The 23,604-nt window shown below is 66.3% G+C and carries 20 protein-coding genes; 17 read left to right on the top strand and 3 right to left on the bottom strand.

Going from position 1 to position 23,604, the window contains the following annotated elements; translation table 11 throughout:
- Positions 1-173 precede the first annotated feature (173 nt).
- Both KVP10_RS11370 and KVP10_RS21430 read left to right on the top strand, forming a co-directional pair.
- Positions 174-1,142 (top strand): amidohydrolase family protein, encoded by a 969-nt coding sequence (locus tag KVP10_RS11370; RefSeq protein WP_217964713.1) that lies wholly within the window; start codon positions 174-176, stop codon positions 1,140-1,142.
- A gap of 107 nt (positions 1,143-1,249) precedes the next feature.
- Positions 1,250-2,164, top strand: a complete 915-nt coding sequence (locus tag KVP10_RS21430) for a GntR family transcriptional regulator (protein WP_217964712.1) — start codon at positions 1,250-1,252, stop codon at positions 2,162-2,164.
- A gap of 44 nt (positions 2,165-2,208) precedes the next feature.
- Here KVP10_RS21430 and KVP10_RS11360 read toward each other — a convergent pair whose 3' ends face one another.
- Positions 2,209-3,207: a Bug family tripartite tricarboxylate transporter substrate binding protein gene (locus KVP10_RS11360; RefSeq protein WP_217964711.1), complete on the bottom strand. Its 999-nt coding sequence runs from the start codon at positions 3,205-3,207 to the stop codon at positions 2,209-2,211.
- 146 nt (positions 3,208-3,353) lie between these two features.
- Between KVP10_RS11360 and KVP10_RS11355 the strand changes: the two genes are divergently transcribed.
- Positions 3,354-4,367, top strand: a complete 1,014-nt coding sequence (locus tag KVP10_RS11355) for a hydroxyacid dehydrogenase (RefSeq protein ID WP_217964710.1) — start codon at positions 3,354-3,356, stop codon at positions 4,365-4,367.
- Positions 4,368-4,552: 185 nt separating this feature from the next.
- On the opposite strand, the gene fghA is transcribed toward KVP10_RS11355, so the two are convergent.
- Together fghA and KVP10_RS11345 are read right to left on the bottom strand one after the other, a co-directional pair.
- Positions 4,553-5,428, bottom strand: a complete 876-nt coding sequence (fghA, locus tag KVP10_RS11350) for an S-formylglutathione hydrolase (RefSeq protein ID WP_217964709.1) — start codon at positions 5,426-5,428, stop codon at positions 4,553-4,555.
- Entirely contained in the window at positions 5,428-6,534 is a 1,107-nt protein-coding gene (locus tag KVP10_RS11345) for an S-(hydroxymethyl)glutathione dehydrogenase/class III alcohol dehydrogenase (RefSeq protein WP_217964708.1), read from the bottom strand. Before KVP10_RS11345 ends, fghA begins: the two co-directional genes overlap by 1 nt.
- Before the next feature lie 269 nt (positions 6,535-6,803).
- Here KVP10_RS11345 and KVP10_RS11340 point away from each other — a divergent pair, with 269 nt between their 5' ends.
- The 14 genes from KVP10_RS11340 (at position 6,804) to hisD (ending at position 23,592) form a co-directional block, all read left to right on the top strand.
- Positions 6,804-7,523, top strand: a complete 720-nt coding sequence (locus KVP10_RS11340; protein WP_217964707.1) for a hypothetical protein — start codon at positions 6,804-6,806, stop codon at positions 7,521-7,523.
- Positions 7,524-7,776: 253 nt separating this feature from the next.
- Entirely contained in the window at positions 7,777-12,504 is a 4,728-nt protein-coding gene (locus tag KVP10_RS11335) for a glutamate synthase-related protein (protein WP_217964706.1), read from the top strand.
- A 12-nt stretch (positions 12,505-12,516) separates the two neighbouring features.
- Positions 12,517-13,980 (top strand): glutamate synthase subunit beta, encoded by a 1,464-nt coding sequence (locus KVP10_RS11330; RefSeq protein ID WP_217964705.1) that lies wholly within the window; start codon positions 12,517-12,519, stop codon positions 13,978-13,980.
- Between the two features lie 321 nt (positions 13,981-14,301).
- Entirely contained in the window at positions 14,302-15,135 is an 834-nt protein-coding gene (locus KVP10_RS11325) for an ABC transporter ATP-binding protein (protein WP_217964704.1), read from the top strand.
- A gap of 82 nt (positions 15,136-15,217) precedes the next feature.
- Complete coding sequence (gene mlaE, locus KVP10_RS11320; RefSeq protein ID WP_217964703.1) at positions 15,218-16,006, top strand: lipid asymmetry maintenance ABC transporter permease subunit MlaE; 789 nt, start codon at positions 15,218-15,220, stop codon at positions 16,004-16,006.
- A gap of 169 nt (positions 16,007-16,175) precedes the next feature.
- Positions 16,176-16,697: an outer membrane lipid asymmetry maintenance protein MlaD gene (gene mlaD / locus KVP10_RS11315; RefSeq protein WP_217964702.1), complete on the top strand. Its 522-nt coding sequence runs from the start codon at positions 16,176-16,178 to the stop codon at positions 16,695-16,697.
- A gap of 49 nt (positions 16,698-16,746) precedes the next feature.
- The gene (locus tag KVP10_RS11310) at positions 16,747-17,595 is read left to right on the top strand and encodes an MlaA family lipoprotein (protein ID WP_246600587.1); all 849 of its coding nucleotides are present in this window, start codon (positions 16,747-16,749) and stop codon (positions 17,593-17,595) included.
- Between the two features lie 87 nt (positions 17,596-17,682).
- Positions 17,683-18,276: an MlaC/ttg2D family ABC transporter substrate-binding protein gene (locus KVP10_RS11305; protein WP_246600616.1), complete on the top strand. Its 594-nt coding sequence runs from the start codon at positions 17,683-17,685 to the stop codon at positions 18,274-18,276.
- A 144-nt stretch (positions 18,277-18,420) separates the two neighbouring features.
- Complete coding sequence (locus KVP10_RS11300; RefSeq protein ID WP_217964699.1) at positions 18,421-19,218, top strand: ABC transporter ATP-binding protein; 798 nt, start codon at positions 18,421-18,423, stop codon at positions 19,216-19,218.
- A gap of 92 nt (positions 19,219-19,310) precedes the next feature.
- Positions 19,311-20,069, top strand: coding sequence for an ABC transporter permease (locus KVP10_RS11295; RefSeq protein ID WP_246600614.1), 759 nt, complete (start codon positions 19,311-19,313; stop codon positions 20,067-20,069).
- 5 nt (positions 20,070-20,074) lie between these two features.
- On the top strand, positions 20,075-20,323 hold the full coding sequence (locus tag KVP10_RS11290; RefSeq protein WP_217964697.1) for a BolA family protein: 249 nt from the start codon (positions 20,075-20,077) through the stop codon (positions 20,321-20,323).
- Positions 20,316-21,584 carry a UDP-N-acetylglucosamine 1-carboxyvinyltransferase gene (gene murA / locus KVP10_RS11285; RefSeq protein ID WP_217964696.1) on the top strand — a complete coding sequence of 423 codons (1,269 nt, stop codon included), beginning with the start codon at positions 20,316-20,318 and terminating at the stop codon, positions 21,582-21,584. The genes KVP10_RS11290 and murA overlap by 8 nt, the downstream gene beginning before the upstream one ends.
- Entirely contained in the window at positions 21,581-22,246 is a 666-nt protein-coding gene (gene hisG / locus KVP10_RS11280) for an ATP phosphoribosyltransferase (RefSeq protein WP_217964695.1), read from the top strand. Before murA ends, hisG begins: the two co-directional genes overlap by 4 nt.
- A 38-nt stretch (positions 22,247-22,284) precedes the next feature.
- Positions 22,285-23,592 carry a histidinol dehydrogenase gene (hisD, locus tag KVP10_RS11275; RefSeq protein WP_217964694.1) on the top strand — a complete coding sequence of 436 codons (1,308 nt, stop codon included), beginning with the start codon at positions 22,285-22,287 and terminating at the stop codon, positions 23,590-23,592.
- Positions 23,593-23,604: the final 12 nt, after the last annotated feature.

Raw genomic sequence — 23,604 nt, 5'->3', positions numbered from 1 at the left:
AGCGACGATTTCATAGAGTCATGACAATTTCACAGAAGACCATCCAGCACAGACAGCCTAGTCTTGCATCGCCAATTCTGTGGTTTTAAAATCAAATAAAAGCCCAAATAAAAATAAAGTCGCAGTCACTTCAGCTATGTACCTGCCCTCTTCACCCCTTGGAGATATCGCCGATGCCGCTCATTTCCTCGCCATCCGGCACGTCTCGCCCTCCCCGCGAGGGATCGACATTCCATAAGCCCCCGAACCCCACTCCGAACCACATCCATGCCCCGCGGGTCACGCTGCCTGCGCGCAGTTGTGATTGCCATGTGCATGTCTTCGACCCGGCGCGCTTTCCCTATGCTGACGAACGAAGCTATACGCCCGGGCCAGCCGGGATCACGGACCTGGAGGCATTCGAGCGGCAGATCGGGACCGATCGCGTGGTCTTGGTACAACCCAGCAGTTACGGTACGGACAATAGTTGCCTGATCGATGCACTAAGACGCTTGGGACGGCGCGCCCGAGGCGTCGCCGTGGTGGATCCGTTGTGCGTCGTGCCGGCACAGATCGACATGCTGCATGCGGCGGGTGTGCGAGCCATCCGCTTGAACCTGGAAGTCAAGGGCGTACACGACGCCGAGCGCGGGAAGGCAGCTATCGCCGATGCCCTCGACGTGGTGGCCGGGCCTGAATGGGCTATCCAGATTCACGCCGATCTCGGCTTGATCCAGCATATGGCTGGCACGATTTCCCAGGCCCGCGTGCCTTTCATTCTCGATCACTTCGGCGGACTGAAGGCGGAGAAGGGGCTGGGGCAGTCCGGTTTCGAGGCGCTGCTGGACCTGTTGCGCAACGGCAATGTATATGTGAAATTGTCCGCCCCCTACCGGGCTTCCAGGCTTGCGTCATATGCGGATCTTGCGCCGTTTGCACGCAGGCTGATCGAGACAGCCCCGGATCGTTTGATCTGGGCATCCGACTGGCCGCATACTGGAAGTTCCAGCCAGCGCAACGGAGACTTAAGCAGGATCGAGCCGTTTCGCCAGGTCGATGCCGGCGCGGCACTGGACTTGTTGCGCGACTGGGCGCCGGATGAGGCCGTCCATCGAAACATCCTGGTCGAAACCCCTGCCCGACTTTATGATTTCGCCGACTGAGCCGGTACGATCATCGCGCTGTATTAGCATTATGAAGCGACCCCGTACCTTACGCCCTACACCCGCCTCGATATCCTTCGAGGCGGCGTGCCAACACACTTGATAGCATGAGCCGCACCAGTCTTGCCGAACAACTCGCAAACAATGTCGAACTCTGGATCAGACAGGAACAGATCCCGGAGGGAACTCCCTTGCCCGAACGCGGCCTGGCGACCCGATTTCGCGTGTCTCGCTCGCCTGTGCGCGAAGCGCTGTTGATCCTGGCCGAACGAGGAGCCATCGTCGCCCGGTCCAAGGGGGGCTATGCCGTGTCGTCGGCCGGAGGCGACAGCAGCGAGTTCGCGCTTCCTCCGGCAAACGAGGACGAGCCGATATACCTGAAAATCGCGGCGGACCGCCTAAGCGGAGAATTGCCCGAGCGCATGACCGAGAATGAACTGATGCGCCGGTACGAAATGACCCGCACGCAATTAGGCGAGGTTTTGCGCCGCATTTCCCAGGAGGGATGGATCGAGCGGCTTCCTGGAAACGGCTGGCAATTCCTGCCCGTTCTGACCTCGGGCGCAGCCTACAACCAAGGGTACCGGATGCGCATACTGGTCGAGCCCGCCGGTATTCTGGAACCTACATACGGGGTCGATCGAGACGGATTGCTCAAGTGCCGGGCGGAACAGCAGGCGCTGGTGGACGGAGCTGCCAAATGGGCATCGCCCGCGCAGTTATTCGATGCGAACACACGCCTGCACGAATGCATCGCCGCGGCATCCGGCAACGTATTCATTCTAGAATCGCTCAGGCGCCTGAACCGGCTGCGCCGCCTCATGGAATACGGCAAAGCCGTCAATCGAGCGGCTGCGGCGCAACGCTGCAAGGAGCATCTGACGCTCATCGACCTGCTTCTCGCGGACCAACGCGAAGCCGCCGCCGATTTCATGCGACTTCATTTACGCGACGCAGCCCGAGAAAAGGCTGTGAACGCGTCCGCCGAGGCCTCGTCGACCGAGGCCGTCGCGCTTGACTGAACGCACACCGGCATTCCAAAGGGCGGATAACCCCGCCCTTGCTGTTATTGCGCCTCGATCTTCTTGCTCTTGATGAGCTTGGCGTAGCGGGTTACGTCCGAGCGGAAAAATGTCGTGAAGGCCTGGGCGTCCATGAAGCCCGGGGTCACGCTGAGGTTCTGCAGGGACTTCTGCGTGGCGGGATCGGCCATGACTTTTTCTAGCGCCGCGTCGAGTTTCTGGATGACGTTGGCCGGCGTGCCCGTAGGCGCCATGAGGCCCCACCAGGTGGTGAAGCCTTCGTCGGGCAGGCCCAGTTCTTTCAGGGTGGGCACATTGGGCAGGTCGGCTGCGCGCGCGGCCCCGGTGAGGGCCAGGGGCGTGAGTTTCCCTTGCTGTATGAACTGCGACACTTCGTTCTTGATGGCGAACATGTATGTGAGCCTGCCGGCCAGCAGGTCGGTCAGGGCCAGCGCGCCGCCTTTGTAGGCGACGTGCGAGGCGTCCACATGCAGGGCATCGGCCAGCATCAGGCCGTTCAGGTGGTGCCCAGAGCCCACGCCGGGCGAGCCGTAGAAGAGGGATTTGGAATGGGCCTGGGCGTAGGCCTTGAATTCCGCGAAGTTCTTGACGGGCAGGGACGCCGGGGTGACGAGCACATATGGCCCGTAGCCCACGCGGCCGACCGCGGTCAGGTCTTTCAGGGCGTCGTACGAAAGATGCTTGCCCAGGGAATACTGGACCGCCAGGATGGAAGAGGCCATCAGCAAGGTGTAGCCGTCGGGCTTGGCATGGGCCACGTACGCGGCGGCGATGTTCGCGCTGGCGCCCGGCTTGTTGTCGACGAGCACGGTCTCTTTCAGGATCGCGGAAAGTTTCGGCGCGATGATGCGCGTGAGGTTGTCGACCCCGCCGCCGGGCGAAAAGGGAACGATGAGTTTTATGGGTTCGGCGGGGTAGGCATTGGCGGCGCCGGCCGCAGGCGTGTTGAACAGGCCGAAGGCAGCGGCGCCCAGAAGCAGCGCCTTTCCCAGGGAGTTCTTGCCGATCGCGCGGATGTTCATGTGGTCTCCTGGCACAGGGAAGCGAATCGCAACTTTATATGTCCAAGGATTATAGACACGAGAAAGTTGGAATTGCATGCGAAACTCGGGGCGGCTTACACTGCGCATCACATGAAGGGTTCGTGGCGAACCCCTCCGCAACCCGATTGAAGACGAACAAGGAGATGGCGATCGACAAGCCCTATCACGTGCTGGTCACCCACTCGCAGTTGGCGCGCCCGGCCATACAAAAGCTGGAAGATATCGGCGCGCAACTGACGATGATGGATGGGGAAATCACCGAGGCGCGGCTGCTGGATGCGCTTGCCCGCCAGGCGCCGCAGGCGATCCTGATGCGCGGCAATCCGCCGATAAACGCTACGGTTCTATCCCATGCGCCGGGCTTGCGTGTCATCGCCAAGCATGGCGCGGGGGTGGATTCCGTCGACCTGGAAGCCGCGACTCGGCAGGGCGTGCTGGTCATGGTCGCGGGCGACGCGAATGCGCCCGCGGTCGCGGAACACACCATCGCCATGATCCTGGCACTGGGCCGCGATCTGCCCGCGCTGGACCGGCGCACGCACGAGGGGCACTGGGATCGCGACATCTACAAGGGCAGGGAAATCGCGGGACGCACGCTCGGCCTGGTAGGGTTCGGACGGATCGGGCGCCGCGTGGCCGCCACGGCCCGCTGCCTCGGCATGTCGGTGGTGGCGCTGGTGCGGCACGCCGCAACGGTCGACCCCGACTTGGCACGGACAGTGGGCAGCCTCGATGAATTGCTGGGCCAATCGGATATCGTCAGCCTGCACGTCCCGCTGAGCGATCAGACGCGGGGGATGATGGACAAGCGGGCCTTGTCGTTGATGCGACAGGGCTCTTTGCTCATCAATACCAGCCGCGGCGCGCTGGTCGACGAGGCCGCATTGGCCGAGGCCCTGCACAGCGGCCATCTGGCCGGCGCCGCGGTGGACACGCTCGCGCACGAGCCGCCGCAGGCCGATTCGCCCCTGTTGCAGGCGCCGAATCTATTGATCACACCGCATGTCGCGGCCATGACGACGGCGGCGATCCTGCGCATGGGCCTGGGCGCGGCGGATAATATCGCGGCCGTGCTTACCGGCCGGCAAGCGGATCCAGCCAACATCGCCAATCCGGCCGTGCTCGAACGCCTGAAATAAGCGGCCGGCCCGCAACGCAGGCGGCCACCCCGACGGCGGCTCCCGCCGCAGGGGGCGCGGCCGCCGAGCTGCCGGCGCATTTGCGGTCCGGATAATCACAGTCTTCGAAGCACCGCATGCGGCAGGGGCTGCGAGCACGTGGTAGACACTTGCGCCAGACCTGCCCTGGCCGGCGCAGCGACCCATCAAGCCCGCAGCCGCTCGGCGTGGAAGACGATGTGGTCGCGGATGAAAGTGGTGATGAAGTAGTAGCCGTGGTCGTAGCCGGGGTGGCGCCGCAGGGTCAGCGGCTGCCCGGCCCGCGCGCAGGCGGCCTCGAAGGCTTCGGGATACAGTTGCTCGGCCAGGAAGCCGTCGTCCAGGCCCTGGTCGACCAGGATGCCATCCGGGAAGGGGCGCTGCGAGCGCTCCATCAGGCGCGAGGCGTCATGATCGGCCCAGTCCTGCGCGTCCGGCCCGAGGTAGGCGCCGAAGGCCTTGCGACCCCATGGGCACAGGCTGGGCGCGGCAATGGGCGCGAACGCCGACACCGAACGGAACAGTCCCGGATGGCGCTGCGCCAGCACCAGGGCGCCATGGCCGCCCATGGAATGCCCGCAGATGCCGACCCGGCTCGCGTCGCCCGGCAAGGTGGTGGTGGCGATGCGCAGCAGCTCGTCGCAGATATAGGTCTCCATGCGATAGGCGCGGCTCCACGGTTCGCGCACGGCGTCCAGGTAGAAGCCCGCGCCGGTGCCGAAGTCCCAGCTGTCGTCTTCGCCCTCGATGCCGGTGCCGCGCGGACTGGTGTCGGGCGCGACCAGCATCAGGCCGTGCTCGGCCGCATAGCGCTGGGCGTTGGCCTTGACCATGAAGGTTTCTTCGGTGCAGGTCAGGCCGGCCAGGCAGAACAGCACCGGCACGCGGCACGCTTCCGCCTGGGCCGGGATGAACACGGAAAAGCGCATGGGCAGCCCGATCGCCGCCGAGGCATGGCGATAGAAGCGCTGCCGCCCGGCGAAGCAGCCGTGCTCGCCGAGCAGCTCGAGCGGGCCGAGGGGATCGGCGGAATCCTGCGGCATCAGTAGAGCACCACGGAACGTATCGATTCGCCCCGGTGCATCAGGTCGAAGCCCTCGTTGATGCGCTCCAGCGGCAGTGTATGGGTGATGAGGTCGTCGATGTTGAGCCGGCCGTCCATGTACCAGTCGACAATCGTCGGCACGTCGGTGCGGCCGCGCGCGCCGCCGAAGGCGCTGCCCTTCCATTGGCGCCCGGTGACCAACTGAAACGGCCGGGTGGAGATCTCGGCGCCCGCCTCGGCCACGCCGATGATGATGGATTGCCCCCAGCCCTTGTGGCAGCATTCCAGCGCCTGGCGCATGACCTTGGTATTGCCTATGCACTCGAAGGAATAATCGGCGCCGCCGTCGGTCAGGGCGATGATGTGGTCGACCACATTCTCGACATCATTGGGATTGACGAAGTCGGTCATGCCGAACTGGCGCGCCAGCGCCTCGCGCGCAGGGTTGAGATCCACGCCTATGATCTTGCCGGCGCCCACCATCTTGGCGCCCTGGATGACATTGAGCCCGATGCCGCCCAGGCCGAACACCACGACATTCGCGCCCGCTTCGACCTTGGCGGTGAACACCACCGCGCCCACGCCCGTGGTCACGCCGCAGCCTATGTAGCAGACCTTGTCGAAGGGCGCGTCCTCGCGGATGCGGGCCAGCGCGATTTCCGGCACCACGATATGGTTGGAGAAGGTCGAGGTGCCCATGTAGTGATGCACGGGCTTGCCGCCCACCGTGAAGCGCGAGGTGCCGTCCGGCATCAGGCCCTTGCCCTGCGTGGCGCGGATGGCCTGGCACAGGTTGGTCTTGCGCGACAGGCAGAACTTGCACTGGCGGCATTCGGGCGTGTACAGGGGAATGACGTGGTCGCCGGCCTTCACGGAAGTCACGCCCGGCCCGGTTTCCAGCACCACGCCGGCGCCCTCGTGGCCCAGTATGGACGGGAAGATGCCCTCGGGGTCGGCGCCCGACAGCGTGTAGTAGTCGGTATGGCAGATGCCGGTGGCCTTGACTTCCACCAGCACTTCGCCCGCTTTCGGGCCCTGCAATTCCACGTCTTCGATCGTCAGGGGAGCCCCCGACTTCCATGCTATGGCCGCTCTGGTTTTCATACGTACTCCTGCTTGCGGGTTCGGTGGTCCGCGGCCGCGGGGCGAACCGCGGCCGCTCGATCTGCCCCATAGTATATAGAAGGGCGAAAGCCCGGGGCCGCGCAACAGGCCCCGGCGGCGCGAGTAGAATTGGAGCTTTCCCGAACGCCGCGGGGCGCGCTCGCCCGGACCCTACGCAGCCGCCGGTGTCCTAGCCTGGCCAGCCCACAGACTGGCCAAACGAAGCGCCGGACGGCGCCCGAAGCCGGGCAGCCCCGCCCCCACCCATCATGGCCAGACTTCCGCGCCTTTATGCCCCGCAAATACCGCAGCTCGTGCAGGCGCGGTTTGCCCAGGCGCTGGGCAGCGTCCCGCAAGGCGAGAGCGCCACGACCCTGATGGACCGGCTCTGCACCTGGCTGGGCGACAGCGCGCGCGAGCACCGGGTAGAGGTGCACGGCTGGTCCCTGGTCCATGACCGCCTCACCCTGCTGGCCACGCCGCCGGGCCCGCAAGCCCTGCCCAAGCTGGTGCAGGCGCTGGGCCGCCGCTATGCCGCCCAGCAGCGCCAGGGCCGGGTGTTCGCCGAGCGCTACCGCAGCGCCCTGGTCGAGCCCGGACGCTGGGTGCTGCCGGCCCTGATATGGCTGGAATCGCTGCCGGCGCAGTTGTCCTATGTAGATCTGCCCGAAAACTGGCCCTGGTCCTCCGCCGCGGGCCATACCGGCGCGGTCGCCGCCGCGGCGGCCTGGATGGTCGACCATCCCGACTACTGGAAAGACGGCAATACCCCCTTCGACCGCCAGGCGCGCTACAAGGAACGGCTGCACTCCGGCCTGCCCGCCGGCCAGCGCCAGCAGATCGAACGCGCCCTGTTCGGCCAGTGGGCGCTAGGCGATGCCGCATTCCTGCAACAGCTCGAGACCCAGGCCTCGCGCCGCGCCCGCCCCGCCCCCAGGGGCCGGCCGCGCAAGCGCCCGGCGCCGCAAAGCGGCCCCGAAGAAGCCTGAAGCACCCGCCACACTCCCCCGCAGAGCTTCCTGCCGCGCCCCGTGCAACGCCGTCCAACTTCCCCAGCACGGCACGCCTGCGCCCAGGCCATTCCGTTTTGGTACGTCCCCTTTTAAAAACAATAAGAATATGGAAATTAATATATAGGGACGTACCAAGCAGAAATTTCTTGCCAAGCCTAGTCGCCAGGCGTATCTTACGAATCTTGCACTGCACAATCCTTCTGTACGCAGGTCCCTGCGGAGTACTCTCATGTCCAACGTTTCCGTTCCATCCAGCCCCCGTGAATCCGCCGCCGGCGCCAGCCGTGCCGGGTTGCCGCGCGCCCAGGGCCTGTACGACCCCAGCAACGAACACGACGCCTGTGGCGTGGGCTTCGTGGCCCACATCAAGGGGCGCAAAAGCCATTCCATCATCCAGCAGGGCCTGAAGATCCTGGAAAACCTCGACCACCGCGGCGCGGTGGGGGCCGACAAGCTCATGGGCGACGGCGCCGGTATCCTGATCCAGTTGCCCGACGCCTTGTACCGCGAAGAAATGGCCGCGCAAGGCGTGGAACTGCCGCCGCCCGACGAATACGGCGTGGCCATGGTGTTCCTGCCCAAGGAAATGGCATCGCGCCTGGCCTGTCAGCACGAACTCGAGCGCGCCGTGCGCGACGAGGGCCAAGTAGTGCTGGGCTGGCGCGACGTGCCCGTGGATACTGAAATGCCCATGTCGCCCACCGTGCGCGCCTGTGAGCCGGTGATCCGCCAGCTCTTCATCGGCCGCGGCGCGGACATCATGGTGCCCGACGCGCTCGAGCGCAAGCTGTACGTCATCCGCAAGACCGCCAGCCACGCCATCCAGCACATGCAGTTGGCGCACGGCCAGGAATACTTCGTGCCGTCGATCTCGGTGCGCACCGTGGTCTACAAGGGCCTGCTGCTGGCCGACCAGGTGGGCCGCTACTACCGCGACCTGGCCGACACGCGCGCGGTTTCCGCCCTGGCCATGGTGCACCAGCGCTTCTCGACCAACACGTTCCCGGCATGGCCGCTGGCCCACCCGTACCGCATGATCGCCCACAACGGCGAAATCAACACGGTCAAGGGTAACTTCAACTGGCTGCGCGCGCGCGAAGGCGTGATGCAGTCTGCCGTGCTGGGCGAAGACCTGCCCAAGCTCTACCCCATCGTCTACGAAGGCCAGTCGGACACCGCCACGTTCGACAACTGCCTCGAACTGCTGGTGATGTCGGGCTACTCGCTGGCCCATGCCATGATGATGATGATCCCCGAGGCCTGGGAACAGCACGCCGACATGGACGAACAGCGCCGCGCGTTCTACGAATACCATGCGGCCATGATGGAACCCTGGGACGGCCCGGCGGCCGTGGCCTTCACCGACGGGCGCCAGATCGGCGCCACGCTCGACCGCAACGGCCTGCGCCCGGCGCGCTACCTGATCACCGACGACGACATGGTCATCATGGCCTCGGAAGCCGGCACCCTGCCCGTGCCCGAGCACCGCATCGTCAAGAAGTGGCGCCTGCAGCCGGGCAAGATGTTCCTGATCGACCTGCAGCAAGGCCGCATCATCGACGACGCCGAGATCAAGTCGCAGCTCGCCAACGCCCGCCCCTACCAGCAATGGATCGCGCGCCTGCGCCTGAAGCTCGAATCGCTGCCCGCTCCGCGCAGCGAAGAGCCCGCCGCCGCGCCGGTGCCGCTGCTGGATCGCCAGCAGGCCTTCGGCTGGACGCAAGAAGACTTCAAGTTCATCCTCGAGCCCATGTCGCGCAACGGCGAGGAAGTCACCGGCTCGATGGGCAACGATGCCCCCCTGGCCGTGCTGTCGAACCGCTCCAAGCCTTTCTACAACTACTTCCGGCAGTTGTTCGCGCAGGTGACCAACCCGCCCATCGACCCGATACGCGAGCAACTGGTCATGTCGCTGGTGTCGTTCATCGGCCCCAAGCCCAACCTGCTCGACATCAACAACGTCAATCCGCCGCTGCGCCTCGAAGTCACGCAGCCGGTGCTGGACTTCGCCGCCATGGCGCAGATCCGCAGCATCGAACAGCTCAGCTCGCACAAGTTCCGCAGCTTCGAGCTGGACATCACCTACCCGGCGGCCTGGGGCCGCGAAGGCATCGAAGCCTGGATCGCCGGCCTGTGTTCCAGCGCCGCCGACGCCGTGCGCAGCGGCTACAACATCCTGGTGATTTCCGACCGCAAGGTCGACAGCGAACGCGTGGCCATCCCCGCGCTGCTGGCCACCTCGGCGGTACACCAGCACCTGATCCGCGCCGGGCTGCGCACCAAGGCCGGCCTGGTGGTCGAAACCGGCTCGGCGCGCGAAGTGCACCATTTCGCGCTGCTGGGCGGCTACGGGGCCGAAGCCATACACCCGTACCTGGCCCTGGAATCGCTGGCGGTCATGGAAAACCCGGCCCAGGCCACCAAGAACTACATCAAGGCCATCGGCAAGGGGCTGAACAAGGTCATGTCCAAGATGGGCATCTCGACCTATATGTCCTATACCGGCGCGCAGATCTTCGAAGCGGTCGGACTGCAGTCCTCGCTGGTCGACAAATACTTCACCGGCACCCCCAGCAACATCCAGGGCATAGGCATCTTCGAGGTCGCCGAAGAAGCGCTGCGCGTGCACAAGGCGGCGTTCAGCGACGACCCGGTGCTCAGCAACGCGCTCGATGCCGGCGGCGACTACGCCTTCCGCATCCGCGGCGAAGAACACATGTGGACGCCGGACTCCATCGCCAAGCTGCAGCACGCCACCAAGTCCAACAGCTACGGCACCTACAAGGAATACGCCCAGCTCATCAACGACCAGTCGCGCCGCCACATGACGCTGCGCGGCCTGTTCGAGTTCAAGGTCGACCCGGCGCGCGCGATTCCGCTCAGCGAAGTCGAGCCGGCCAAGGAAATCGTCAAGCGCTTCGCCACCGGCGCGATGTCGCTGGGCTCCATTTCCACCGAGGCGCACTCGGTGCTGGCCGTGGCCATGAACCGCATCGGCGGCAAGTCCAATACCGGCGAAGGCGGCGAGGACGAACTGCGCTACCGCGCCGAAATGCGCGCCGGCCAGAGCACGATCAAGCAGGGCGACACGCTGGCATCCGTGCTGGGCCAGGAACGCATCGCCGCCGAGGTGGATCTCGCCGCCGGCGACTCGCTGCGCTCGCGCATCAAGCAGGTGGCCTCGGGACGCTTCGGCGTGTCGGCCGAATACCTGTCCAGCGCCGACCAGATCCAGATCAAGATGGCCCAGGGCGCCAAGCCCGGCGAAGGCGGCCAGTTGCCCGGCCACAAGGTGTCGGACTACATCGCCAAGCTGCGCTATTCCGTGCCGGGCGTCGGCCTGATCTCGCCACCGCCGCACCACGACATCTATTCCATCGAAGACCTGGCGCAACTGATCCACGACCTGAAGAACGTCAATTCGGCAGCTTCGATCTCGGTCAAGCTGGTCTCCGAGGTGGGCGTGGGCACCGTGGCCACCGGCGTGGCCAAGGCCAAGGCCGACCACGTGGTGATCGCCGGCCACGACGGCGGCACCGGCGCTTCGCCGGTCTCGTCCATCAAGCATGCCGGCACGCCCTGGGAACTCGGCCTGGCCGAAACCCAGCAGACGCTGGTGCTCAACAACCTGCGCAGCCGCATCCGCGTGCAGGCCGACGGCCAGATGAAGACCGGCCGCGACGTGGCCATCGGCGCCCTGCTGGGAGCCGACGAATTCGGCTTCGCCACCGCGCCGCTGGTCGTGGAAGGCTGCATCATGATGCGCAAGTGCCACCTGAACACCTGCCCGGTGGGCGTGGCCACGCAAGATCCGGTGCTGCGCAAAAAATTCAAGGGCCGCCCCGAGCACGTGGTCAACTACTTCTTCTTCGTCGCCGAAGAACTGCGCGAAATCATGGCGCAACTCGGCATCCGCACGCTCGACGAAATGATCGGCCGGGTCGACCTGCTGGACATGCGCAAGGGCATCGAACACTGGAAGGCCCAGGGGCTGGACTTCACCAAGGTCTTCCACCGGGTCGAAACCGCGCTGCCGCGCCACCAGACCGAAGAGCAAGACCACGGCCTGGCGCATGCGCTGGATCACCAGCTGATCGAACGCAGCAAGGCCGCCATCGAACGCAGCGAGAAGGTGTCCTTCATCACGCCGGTGCGCAACCGCAACCGCACCATAGGCGCCATGCTCTCGGGGGCGGTGGCTCGCCGCCACGGCCATGAAGGCCTGCCCGACGACACCATCCACATCCAGTGCAACGGCACCGCCGGCCAGAGCTTCGGCGCCTTCCTGGCGCACGGCATCACGCTCGACCTGGTGGGCGAGGCCAACGACTACGTGGGCAAGGGGCTGTCGGGCGGCCGCATCATCGTGCGCTCGCCCAACGACTTCCGCGGCTTCGGCCCGGACCACATCATCGCCGGCAACACCGTGCTGTACGGCGCCCTGGCCGGCGAGGCCTATTTCAACGGCGTGGCCGGCGAACGCTTCGCGGTGCGCAATTCGGGGGCCGCTGCGGTCGTCGAAGGCACCGGCGACCATGGCTGCGAATACATGACCGGCGGCACCGTGGTGGTGCTGGGCTCGACCGGGCGCAACTTCGCCGCGGGCATGTCCGGCGGCGTGGCCTACGTCTGGGACCCGCAGAACACGTTCCGCCAGCGCTGCAACATGGCCATGGTCGAACTCGAACCCGTAGTCGCCCATGCCCAGCAGCTCGAGGCCAACAAGGTCGAGGCCTGGCACAGCGCCACTCGCGGCGGCGAGCGCGAAACCGACGAAACCATACTGCGCCGCCTCATCGAAGACCACTACCGCTACACCGGCAGCTTCCGCTCGCGCGACATCCTGGGCGACTGGGAAAAGGCGCGCGGCGCCTTCGTCAAGGTCATGCCCGTGGACTACCGCCGTGCGCTGGTCGAGATGTGGCGCGCCAGCAACCCGCAACAAATTGCCGCCTGAGGACAGAACAACATGGGCAAGATTACCGGCTTTATGGAATTCCGGCGCATCAAGGAAGCTACCGAGGCGCCGCAGAAGCGCCTCAAGAACTGGCGCGAATTCGTACACACTCTTACCGACGACGAGGCCAAGGTCCAGGGCGCGCGCTGCATGGACTGCGGCATCCCGTTCTGCAGCAACGGCTGTCCGGTCAACAACGTCATTCCCGACTGGAACGACCTGGTCTACAAGGGGCAATGGCGCCAGGCGCTGGACACCCTGCACTCGACCAACAACTTCCCGGAATTCACCGGGCGCATCTGCCCCGCGCCCTGCGAGGCGGCCTGTACGCTCAATATCAATGACGACGCGGTGGGCATCAAGTCCATCGAGCACTTCATCATCGACAAGGGCTGGGCCGAAGGCTGGGTAGTCCCGCAGCCGCCCAAGAAAAAGACCGGCAAGAAGGTCGCCGTGGTGGGCTCCGGCCCCGCGGGGCTGGCCTGCGCCCAGCAACTGGCGCGCGCCGGCCATTCCGTGACGCTGTTCGAGAAGAGCAACCGCATCGGCGGCCTGCTGCGCTACGGCATCCCCGACTTCAAGCTGGAAAAATCCCACATAGACCGGCGCCTGACCCAGATGGAAGCCGAAGGGGTGGAATTCTGCCCCTCGACCTACGTGGGCGATCCGGCCCACGCCGAGGATGGGCTGACGGTGCGCACGCCCGAATCCCTGCAAGCCGAATTCGACGCCATCGCGCTGACCGGCGGGGCCGAGAACCCGCGCGACCTGCCCGTGCCGGGACGCGAGCTCAAGGGCGTGCATTTCGCCATGGACTTCCTGCGCCAGCAAAACAAGGTGGACGCGGGCGACCAGGTGGCCCGCCAGACCCTGGCCAAGGGCAAGCACGTCATCGTGATCGGCGGCGGCGATACCGGCTCGGACTGCGTAGGCACCAGCAACCGCCAGGGCGCCGCGTCGGTCACCCAGTTCGAACTCATGCCCCGGCTGCCCGACCAGGAAAACAAGGACCTGACCTGGCCGTACTGGCCGGCCAAGCTGCGCACCTCGTCCTCGCACGAGGAAGGCTGCGAGCGCGACTGGTCGGTGACCACCAAGTCTTTCGAAGGCAAGGGCGGCAAGGTCGAAAAGCTGATTGCCGCGCGGCTCGAGTGGTACAAGGACGAGACCACCGGCCAGACCCGCATGCGCGAGGTCGAAGGCTCGCAGTTCGAACTGCCCGCCGACCTGGTGCTGCTGGCCATGGGCTTCGTGTCGCCGGTCAAGAACGTGCTGGACGCCTTCGGCATCGAGCTCGACGCCCGCGGCAATGCGCGCGCCAACACCCTGGACTACCGCAGCAGCGTCGACAAGGTCTTCGCCGCCGGCGACATGCGGCGCGGCCAGTCGCTGGTGGTGTGGGCCATCCGCGAAGGGCGCCAGTGCGCCAGGGCGATCGACGAATACCTGATGGGCTCGACCACCCTGCCCAGGTAAGCCCGCCCACGCTCCAACTCGCCGGCCGGCTGCCCCAGGGCAGCCGGTTTGCGTTTATGCAGGGCCCGGGCCCACGGCCGCCGCGCGGGCCGATTCGGGAAAATTGCGGCTCCGAAAAATCGGGCGCCTACATTTTGAAACGATCTCCGAACGCCGCCGGGTTACCATGAGAGTCGAATTTGCTGCCGCGGCAGCGACCCGCGATACAATGCCATACTTTCGACCCGCCGCGGCCCGTCCCGACGACGTTTCCACGGGCATTCAGACGGCTTCGGCTTCCGCAATGACACGCACCCCCATATACCTATACAGGCGCATTCTTTGACTGCAGGCAAGAACGACCCCTCCCAGGCCGTTCTGCGCTTCATCGGCGTGACCCTGGGCTACAAAGGTTTCACTGTGTTGCGCGACCTCGACATCGAGGTGCGGCGCGGCCAGGTCGTGGCTGTCATGGGCGGCTCCGGCTCGGGCAAGACCACCATGCTGCGCGCGGCCACGGGCCAGATCGCGCCGCTGGCCGGCCGTATCGAGGCCTTTGGCCAGGACGTGGCCGCCGCCTCGGGCGAAGCCCTGCGCGGGCTGCGCCAGCGCATGGGCGTGCTGTTCCAGCAGGGCGCCCTGTTCACCGACCTGAACGTCTTCGAGAACGTGGCCTTCCCCTTGCGCGAGCTCACCCGCGACCCGGAAGCCGAAATCCTGCGCAAAGTGCTGGACAAGCTGGACGCCGTGGGCCTGCGCGCCGCCGCGCATCTCAAGGTGTCGGAGATTTCCGGCGGCATGGCGCGGCGCGTCGCCCTGGCGCGCGCCATCGTGCTCGAGCCCGAACTGGTGCTGTTTGACGAGCCCTTCGCCGGGCTGGACCCGATTTCGCTGGGCATAGCGGCCCAGCTCATCCGCACCCTCACCGACAGGCTGAATTGCGCCTCGGTACTGATCACTCACGATGTCGCCGAGTCTTTCGCCATTGCGGACCAGGTCTATATGGTGGGCCAGGGGCGGCTGATCGCCAGCGGCACGCCGGACGGGCTGTCCTCGTCCGACGACAGCTATGTGCGCCAGTTCATAGACGGCGCCCCCGACGGCCCGATCGCCTTCAATTACCCCGAGACCGATGCGTTCCGGGCCTGGATGAGCGCACACGGAGGCCGCCCATGAAGAACATCGTCGCGCGCGAATCCCTGGGGCATGCGATGCCCGCAGCGGGCAAGCCGGCGCCCGGCTCCCGGAGGGCAGGCCGATGAATGCCATTACCCGTCCGATCGCCGGCCTGGGCGGCTGGGTGCGCACATGCATCCTGGGCCTGGGAGCCTATGCACGCCTGCTCGCCACCCTGCTCGCCCGCAGCGGCGCGGCCCTGCGGCGCCCGCGCCTGGTGTCCCAACAGATACACTTCATCGGCAATTATTCGCTGCTGATCATCGCCGTCTCGGGGCTGTTCGTAGGCTTCGTGCTGGGCCTGCAGGGTTATTACACACTGAACCGCTACGGCTCGGAAGAAGCCCTGGGGCTGCTGGTCGCCCTGTCGCTGACGCGCGAGCTGGGGCCGGTGGTCACCGCCCTGCTCTATGCGGGCCGCGCGGGTACTTCGCTTACCGCCGAAATCGGCCTCATGAAGGCGGGCGAGCAGCTCGCCGCCATGGAAGTCATGGCGGTAGACCCGATACGCCGCGTGCTGGTACCGCGTTTCTGGGGCGGCGTCATCGCCATGCCGATACTGGCAGCGGTATTTTCCATGGTGGGCATCCTGGGCGGCTGGTTCGTCGGGGTCGAACTGATCGGCATCGACGCGGGGGCCTTCTGGTCGCAGATGCAGAACGGCGTGGACGTCTTCAACGACATCGCCAACGGCGTGCTCAAGAGCGTGGTGTTCGGCGTGGCGGTGACCCTGATCGCGCTGTACCAGGGCTGGAACTCGGTGCCGACCCCGGACGGCGTGGCGCGCGCCACGACGCGCACCGTGGTCAGCGGCGCCCTGGTGGTGCTGGGGCTGGATTTCCTGATGACCGCGCTGATGTTCAGCAATTGACGCGGGCTCGGGCGGATCGCGGGCGGATCGTAGCGGCTCCGGGGCCGGCGGCCGCGGCGCCACGAACAACTGGCAGGATACTGAAGATGATTGATTTCAAATCGAAAATGTCCGACGGACGGCGCAACCTAGCCGCCGCTGGGCGCGGGAACGATCAAGGCTATTCATCATGAACGAGACGCGAGAGAAAACCGATTTCTGGGTAGGGTTGTTCGTACTGCTGGGCATTATTGCCCTGGTCTTCCTGGCGCTGCGCGCCGGCAACCTGAGCTCGTTTTCCTTCACCCCCACCTACCAGGTGCAGGCGCGCTTCGACAATATCGGCGGCCTGAAGGTGCGCGCGCCGGTCAAGAGCAGCGGCGTGGTGGTCGGCCGCGTGGCGGGCATCAGCTTCGACAACCAGCGCTTCCAGGCGGTGGCCACGCTCAGCATCGACAAGCCCTACCAGTTTCCCGACGATTCCTCGGCCTCGATCCTGACCTCCGGCCTGCTCGGAGAACAGTACGTGGGCCTGACCCCCGGGGGCGACGACAAGATGCTGGGGCAAGACAGCCAGATCAAGTACACGCAAAGCGCCGTCGTGCTCGAAGAACTGATCAGCAAATTCCTGTACAACTCGGCCGACAAGCAAGGCAGTGCCAGCGGCTCGTCACAAGGCGCCGCACCCGCTGCGCCAGCCGCAAAACCGTAAAATGGCCATAAGTCAGACTAATCGACAAATTCCAACAATGAAGCCTTATATGTTCCGCATACCGGCCCCACGCCTGGGGCGCCTGGTTCCCGCGCTGGCCTTGACGGCCCTGGCGGCGGGTTGCACCAGCGTGCCCCATCCCAATCCCCACGACCCCTGGGAAAGCTACAACCGCAGCATGTTCAAGTTCAACGACACGGTCGACCGTGCGCTGCTCAAGCCGGTTGCCTCGGGCTACGCCGCGCTGACCCCGCAGCCGGTGCAGACCTGCATCCACAACATGTTCAACAACGTGGCCGACGTCTGGTCGGCCTTCAACAGCTTCATCCAGGGCCGGGGCGCCGATTTCGTCAATACCCTGGGCCGGGTGATGTTCAATTCCACCATGGGCCTGGGCGGCTGTATCGACGTGGCCTCCATGAACGGCTCGCGGCGCATCCAGAACGATTTCGGCACCACCCTGGGCGTATGGGGCCTGAAGTCCGGCCCGTATGTCGTGCTGCCCCTGCTCGGACCCAGCACCGTGCGCGACACCGCCGGCTGGGCGGGCGACGTGGCCGGCTATTGGGGCATGTACAGCGCCACCGGCGTCGAAGACAATGTACCGCTGCGCAACACGCTGACCGCCATGAAGTTCATCGACATGCGCGCCAGCCTGCTCGATGCCGACAAGCTGGTCGACCGGGTGGCCCTGGACCGCTACAGCTTCATCCGCGACGCCTACCTGCAGCGGCGCAAGGCCATGGTGGACAGCCGCCGCAACAAGACCGGCACGGCCACCCTGCCGGATTATTCGGACGAACCCCTGCCGGACTATTCCGACGACGCGGCGCCATCCGCGCAACCGCCGGCCAAGCCCGCCGACACGGCGGGCCGACCCGGCACGCCTTCCAAGTAAGCCTGCCAGGCTACAGGAGCCCATATGTTTTTTGTGGAAACACAGTCTCTTCCCGGCGCCGCTCTGCGGCGCGTCATCGCCGCCGGCATGCTGCTCGGCCTGGGGCTGTTCGGCGCGGCCGCCAGGGCCGAACAGCCGGTCAACCCCAACAGCCCACCCAACGAGTTCGTGCAGACGGTAGGCAATAACGCACTGGAAGCGCTCAAGCAATCGGCCAAGGCGCGCCAGGGCGATCTCGCCGAAATCAACCAGCTCGTCGACAAATACCTGCTGCCCTACGTCGACCTGACCAAGACCACGCGCCTGGCGGCCGGACGCTACTGGCGCCAGGCCACGCCGCAACAGCAACAGCAACTGGTGCAGGCCTTCAAGGGCACCCTGATCCGCACCTACAGCGGCGCGCTGAGCAAGGTGACGTCCCAGACATCCCTGTCGATCGCGCCGTTCCGCGGCGATCCCAAGGCCGACGACGTGGTGGTCCACTCCCAGTTCTCGCGCGGCAACGCGCCGGCCGTGGGCGTCGACTACCGGCTCGAAAAAACGCCGCAAGGCTGGAAGATCTACGACCTGAACGTCGAAGGCATCTGGCTCATCCAGAACTATCGCAACCAGTTCTCCGAGCAGATCTCGCAAAACGGCATAGACGGGCTGATCCAGGCCCTGAACCAGCGCAACCGCTGAACCCCCGCCCGCAAGCCGGCATCCGGCCCGCTCGGCCCGCGGGTCGAGCGGGCGGGGCGCCGGGCGGCGCTTCGGGCCCGCCACGCCGCAGCCTTATATAATGACCAGCTTGGCCTCGCACCCCGGCCAGGCTTTCCGTCGCCTATGTCCGCCCTCACCCTAGACCGTATCTCCAAAACCTACCGCGCGCAGCGCCGCCCGGCCTGGAAAAGGCTGCTCTCCCCCGGCCAGCCGCCGGCGCAGGGCTTCCGGGCCTTGACCGACGTCAGCCTCAGTGTCGAGCACGGTGAATTCTTCGGCCTGCTGGGCCCCAACGGTGCGGGCAAGACCACGCTGATCTCCATCCTGGCGGGCCTGGCGCGCGCCTCGTCCGGCAAGGCCAGCATCTGCGGCTACGACGTGGTGGCCGACTACCGGCAAAGCCGGCGTTCGCTCGGCGTGGTGCCGCAGGAACTCGTCTACGACCCATTCTTCACGGTGCGCGAGACCCTGCGCATCCAGTCGGGCTATTTCGGGCTGCGCCACAACGACGACTGGATAGACGAGATCCTCTTCAACCTGGGCCTGTCGGACAAGGCCGACTCGAACATGCGCTCGCTGTCCGGCGGCATGAAGCGCCGCGTGCTGGTCGCTCAGGCCCTAGTGCACCGCCCGCCCGTCATCATCCTGGACGAGCCCACGGCGGGCGTGGACGTCGACCTGCGGCGCACCCTCTGGGAATTCATCTCGCGCCTGAACAAGGCCGGCCATACCGTGCTGCTGACCACGCACTACCTGGAAGAGGCCGAGGCATTGTGCGGCCGCGTGGCCATGCTCAAGCGCGGCCGCATCGTGGCCCTGGACACGACGCAGGCGCTGCTGGCCCGCTTCGGCGGCGTCGACCTCGAGGACGCCTTCGTGCGCATCATGCACGACGACACGCCGCTGGAGGTGCTGGCATGAACGCGTCCGTGTCACAGCAAGAAGACCGCGCGCCGGGCGTCTCCGCGGCGCCGCCCGCAAACGGCGTGCCCATCCTGCAGGCCCGCGCCGACATGGGCTCGGGCTTCCCGACCTTGCTGCGCAAGGAACTCATGCGCTTCTGGAAGGTGGGCTTCCAGACCATAGCCGCGCCGGTGCTCACCGCGCTGCTGTACCTGCTGGTCTTCGCCCATGTGCTGCAGAACCGCGTCCATGTCTACGGCACTGTGCCCTACACATCGTTCCTGATCCCGGGGCTGATGATGATGAGCATGCTGCAGAACTCGTTCGCCAATGCGTCCTCGTCGCTGATCCAGAGCCGCATCACCGGCAACCTGGTGTTCATATTGCTGCCGCCGATGTCGCACCGCGAGATCTTCGGCGCCTACCTGCTGGCCTCGGTCACGCGCGGCCTGAGCGTCGGCGCCTGTGTCTGGCTGGTGGCGCTGTTCTTCATTCCGCTGCCGGCGGCGCACGCCGCCTGGGTGCTGATCTTCGCGGTGCTGTCCTGCGGCATCCTGGCCAACCTGGGCATCATCGCCGGCCTGTGGTCCGAGAAATTCGACCATCTCGCGGCCTTCCAGAATTTCCTCATCATGCCCGCCACTTTCCTGTCGGGCGTGTTCTACTCGATACACAGCCTGCCGCCCTTCTGGCAGGCGGTATCGCGCTGGAATCCCATCTTCTACACCATCGACGGCTTTCGCTACGGCTTCTTCGCGATATCCGACGTCTCGCCCTGGCACAGCCTGGCGGTGGTGTGCGGCGTATTCATCGCCCTGAGCGTCTGCACCCTGCGGCTGCTGGCCTCGGGCTACAAACTACGGAACTAACAGCCATGCTGCCTACTCCCGAACAAGTAAGCGAATATATTTCCCAGGGGCTGAACTGCGAGCACCTCGAAGTGCGCGGCGACGGCTCCCACTTCGAGGCCGTGATCGTCAGCCCCGACTTCGAGGGCAAGCGCCTGATCGCGCGCCACCAGCTCGTCTATGCCGCGCTGGGCGAACGCATGAAGGCCGAGATCCACGCCCTGTCGATGCGCACCCTGACGCCCGGCGAATACCAGGGCGGCATCAATGGATAAGCTGTCGATCAGCGGCGGCAAGCGCCTGGAAGGCGAAATCACCGTCTCGGGCGCCAAGAACGCCGCCCTGCCCATACTGTGCGCCGGCCTGCTCACCGCCGACACGCTCGAGCTGGAAAACGTGCCGAGGCTCAACGACATCGACACCATGCTGCGCCTGCTGGGCCGCATGGGCGCACGCGCCGAACGCGGCCAGGCGCATGATGTCAGCGTCAACGCCGCCCAGGTCGACTGCCTGGAAGCGCCCTACGAGCTGGTCAAGACCATGCGCGCCTCCATCCTGGTGCTGGGCCCGCTGGTGGCCCGCTACGGCCAGGCGCGAGTCAGCCTGCCCGGCGGCTGCGCCATCGGCCAGCGCCCCGTCGACCAGCACATCAAGGGCCTGGCCGCGCTGGGCGCCGACATCCAGATCGAACACGGCTTCGTCATCGCCCGGGCCCAGCGCCTCAAGGGCGCGTCGATCCGCACCGACATGGTCACAGTCACCGGCACCGAGAACCTGATGATGGCCGCCACGCTGGCCGAGGGCACCACCATCCTGGAAAACGCCGCGCGCGAGCCCGAGGTCGTCGACCTGGCCGAGCTGCTCATCAAGATGGGCGCACGCATCAGCGGCCACGGCACCGACCGCATCGTCATCGAGGGCGTGGAAAAACTGCACGGCGCCAGCCACCGCGTCGTGGCCGACCGCATCGAGGCCGGCACCTTCCTGTGCGCGGTCGGCGCCACCGGCGGCGACATCATGCTGCGCCACGCCGCGCCCGAGACCATGGGCGCGCTGCTGGACAAGCTGCAAGAGGCCGGGCTGGACCTGGAATGCGGCCCCGACTGGATCCGCTGCGCCATGCACCGGCGCCCCAAGGCCGTGGGCGCGCGCACCCGCGAATACCCGGGCTTCCCGACCGACATGCAGGCCCAGCTCATGGCGCTGGACAGCATTGCCGACGGCACCGCGGTCATCGTCGAGAACATCTTCGAGAACCGCTACATGCACGTGCAGGAACTGGGCCGCATGGGCGCGCAGATCGACATCGACGGCCACACGGCCGTGGTCACCGGCATACCCGAGCTGTCCGGCGCCAAGGTGATGGCCACCGACCTGCGGGCCTCGGCCAGCCTGGTCATCGCCGGCCTGGCCGCGCGCGGCGACACCACCATAGAACGCATCTACCACCTCGACCGAGGCTACGAACGCATGGAAGAAAAACTGCGAGCCCTGGGCGCCGACATCCGCCGCATCAGCGGCAGGGAAAGTGCATGAGCGCGCCGTCCACTCCTCTCACCCTGGCGCTGTCCAAGGGGCGCATCTTCGACGAAACCATGCCGCTGCTGGCCGCGGCCGGCATCGAGGTCGCCGAAAACCCCGAATCCTCGCGCAAGCTGATCCTGCCCACCAGCGACCCCGGCCTGCGCCTGATCATCGTGCGCGCCTCCGACGTGCCCACCTACGTGCAGTACGGCGCCGCCGATTTCGGCATCGCCGGCAAGGACGTGCTGTTCGAGCATGCGGCCCAGCATCCGGGCGGCCTGTACCAGCCGGTAGACCTGAATATCGCCAAATGCCGCCTGTGCGTGGCGGTGCGCCAGGGCTTCGACTATGAGGCCGCGGTGCGCCAGGGTTCGCGCCTGCGCGTGGCCACCAAATACGTGCAGGCCGCGCGCGAGCACTTCGCCGCCAAGGGCGTCTATGTCGACCTGATCAAGCTGTACGGCTCGATGGAACTGGCGCCCCTGGTGGGGCTGGCCGACGCCATCGTCGACCTGGTGTCCACCGGCGGCACGCTCAAGGCCAACAACCTGGTGGCCGTGGAAGAAATCGTGCCGATATCCTCCCGCCTGATCGTCAACCAGGCCTCGCTGAAAACCCGCGCCGCCGAGCTGCAGCCGCTGATCGACGCCTTCGCGCGCGCCTCGGCGGCCTAGCCCCGGCGCCGCCCGGCTAATCCACACACCCAAGCACCATGCCCGTGATCACCCGCCTCAATACCATCGCCGACGATTTCCAGGCCCGCCTGCGCAAGCTGCTGGCCTTCGACGCCGCGGAAGACGAATCCATCGAACGCGCCAGCGCCGAGATATTGCGCGAGGTGCGCACGCGCGGCGATGCGGCCCTGCTGGACTACACGCGGCGCTTCGACAAGGTGCAGGCCGACTCGGTGGCCGCCCTGGAGATCCCGCGAGAGCAATGGCAGCAGGCCCTGGACGAACTGCCCGCGGCGCAGCGCGAGGCGCTGCAGGCCGCCGCCGCGCGCGTGCGCAGCTACCACGAGCGCCAACTGGGCCGCACCTGGACATATACCGACAAAGACGGCACGCTGCTGGGCCAGAAGGTGACGCCGCTGGACCGGGTCGGCCTGTACGTGCCGGGCGGCAAGGCCGCCTACCCTTCGTCGGTGCTGATGAACGCCATCCCCGCCAAGGTGGCCGGCGTGGCCGAAGTCGTCATGGTCACGCCCACCCCGGGCGGGACGCGCAACCCCATGGTGCTGGCCGCGGCCGCCATCGCCGGCGTGGATCGCGCCTGGGCCGTGGGCGGGGCGCAGGCCATAGGCGCGCTGGCCTACGGCACCGACAGCATCGCGCCGGTGGACAAGATCGTCGGCCCGGGCAACGCCTACGTGGCCAGCGCCAAGCGGCGCGTCTTCGGCACCGTGGGCATAGACATGATCGCGGGTCCCAGCGAAATCCTGGTCATCTGCGACGGCACCACCCCGGCAGACTGGATCGCGATGGACCTGTTCTCGCAAGCCGAGCACGACGAACTGGCGCAGGCCATCCTGCTGTGCCCCGACGCCGCCTATCTCGACCAGGTGCAGGCCGCCATCGAACGGCTGCTGCCCACCATGCCGCGCGCAGCCATCATCGGCGCCAGCCTGGGCGGGCGCGGCGCCCTGATCCAGGTGCGCGACCTCGAAGAGGCCTGCGCCATCGCCAACGAAATCGCGCCCGAGCACCTGGAAATTTCCACAGAACAGCCCGAGAAATGGGCCGAGCGGATCCGCCATGCCGGAGCCATATTCATGGGCCGCTATAGTTCCGAGGCGCTGGGCGACTACTGCGCCGGCCCCAACCACGTGCTGCCGACTTCGCGCACCGCGCGCTTCTCCTCGCCCCTGGGAGTGTATGATTTCCAGAAGCGCTCCAGCCTGATACAGGTCTCGCCCGCAGGCGCCCGCAAACTGGGCCGGCTGGCGGCCACCCTGGCCCTGGGCGAAGGGCTGCCGGCGCATGCCGCCAGCGCCCAGTACCGTACCGACTCCACAAACTGACGATCACGCCCG

This window comes from Candidimonas humi, from assembly GCF_019166065.1.
Taxonomy (GTDB): Bacteria; Pseudomonadota; Gammaproteobacteria; order Burkholderiales; family Burkholderiaceae_B; genus Candidimonas; species Candidimonas humi.
This window is presented reverse-complemented; position numbering and strand designations above follow the sequence as displayed.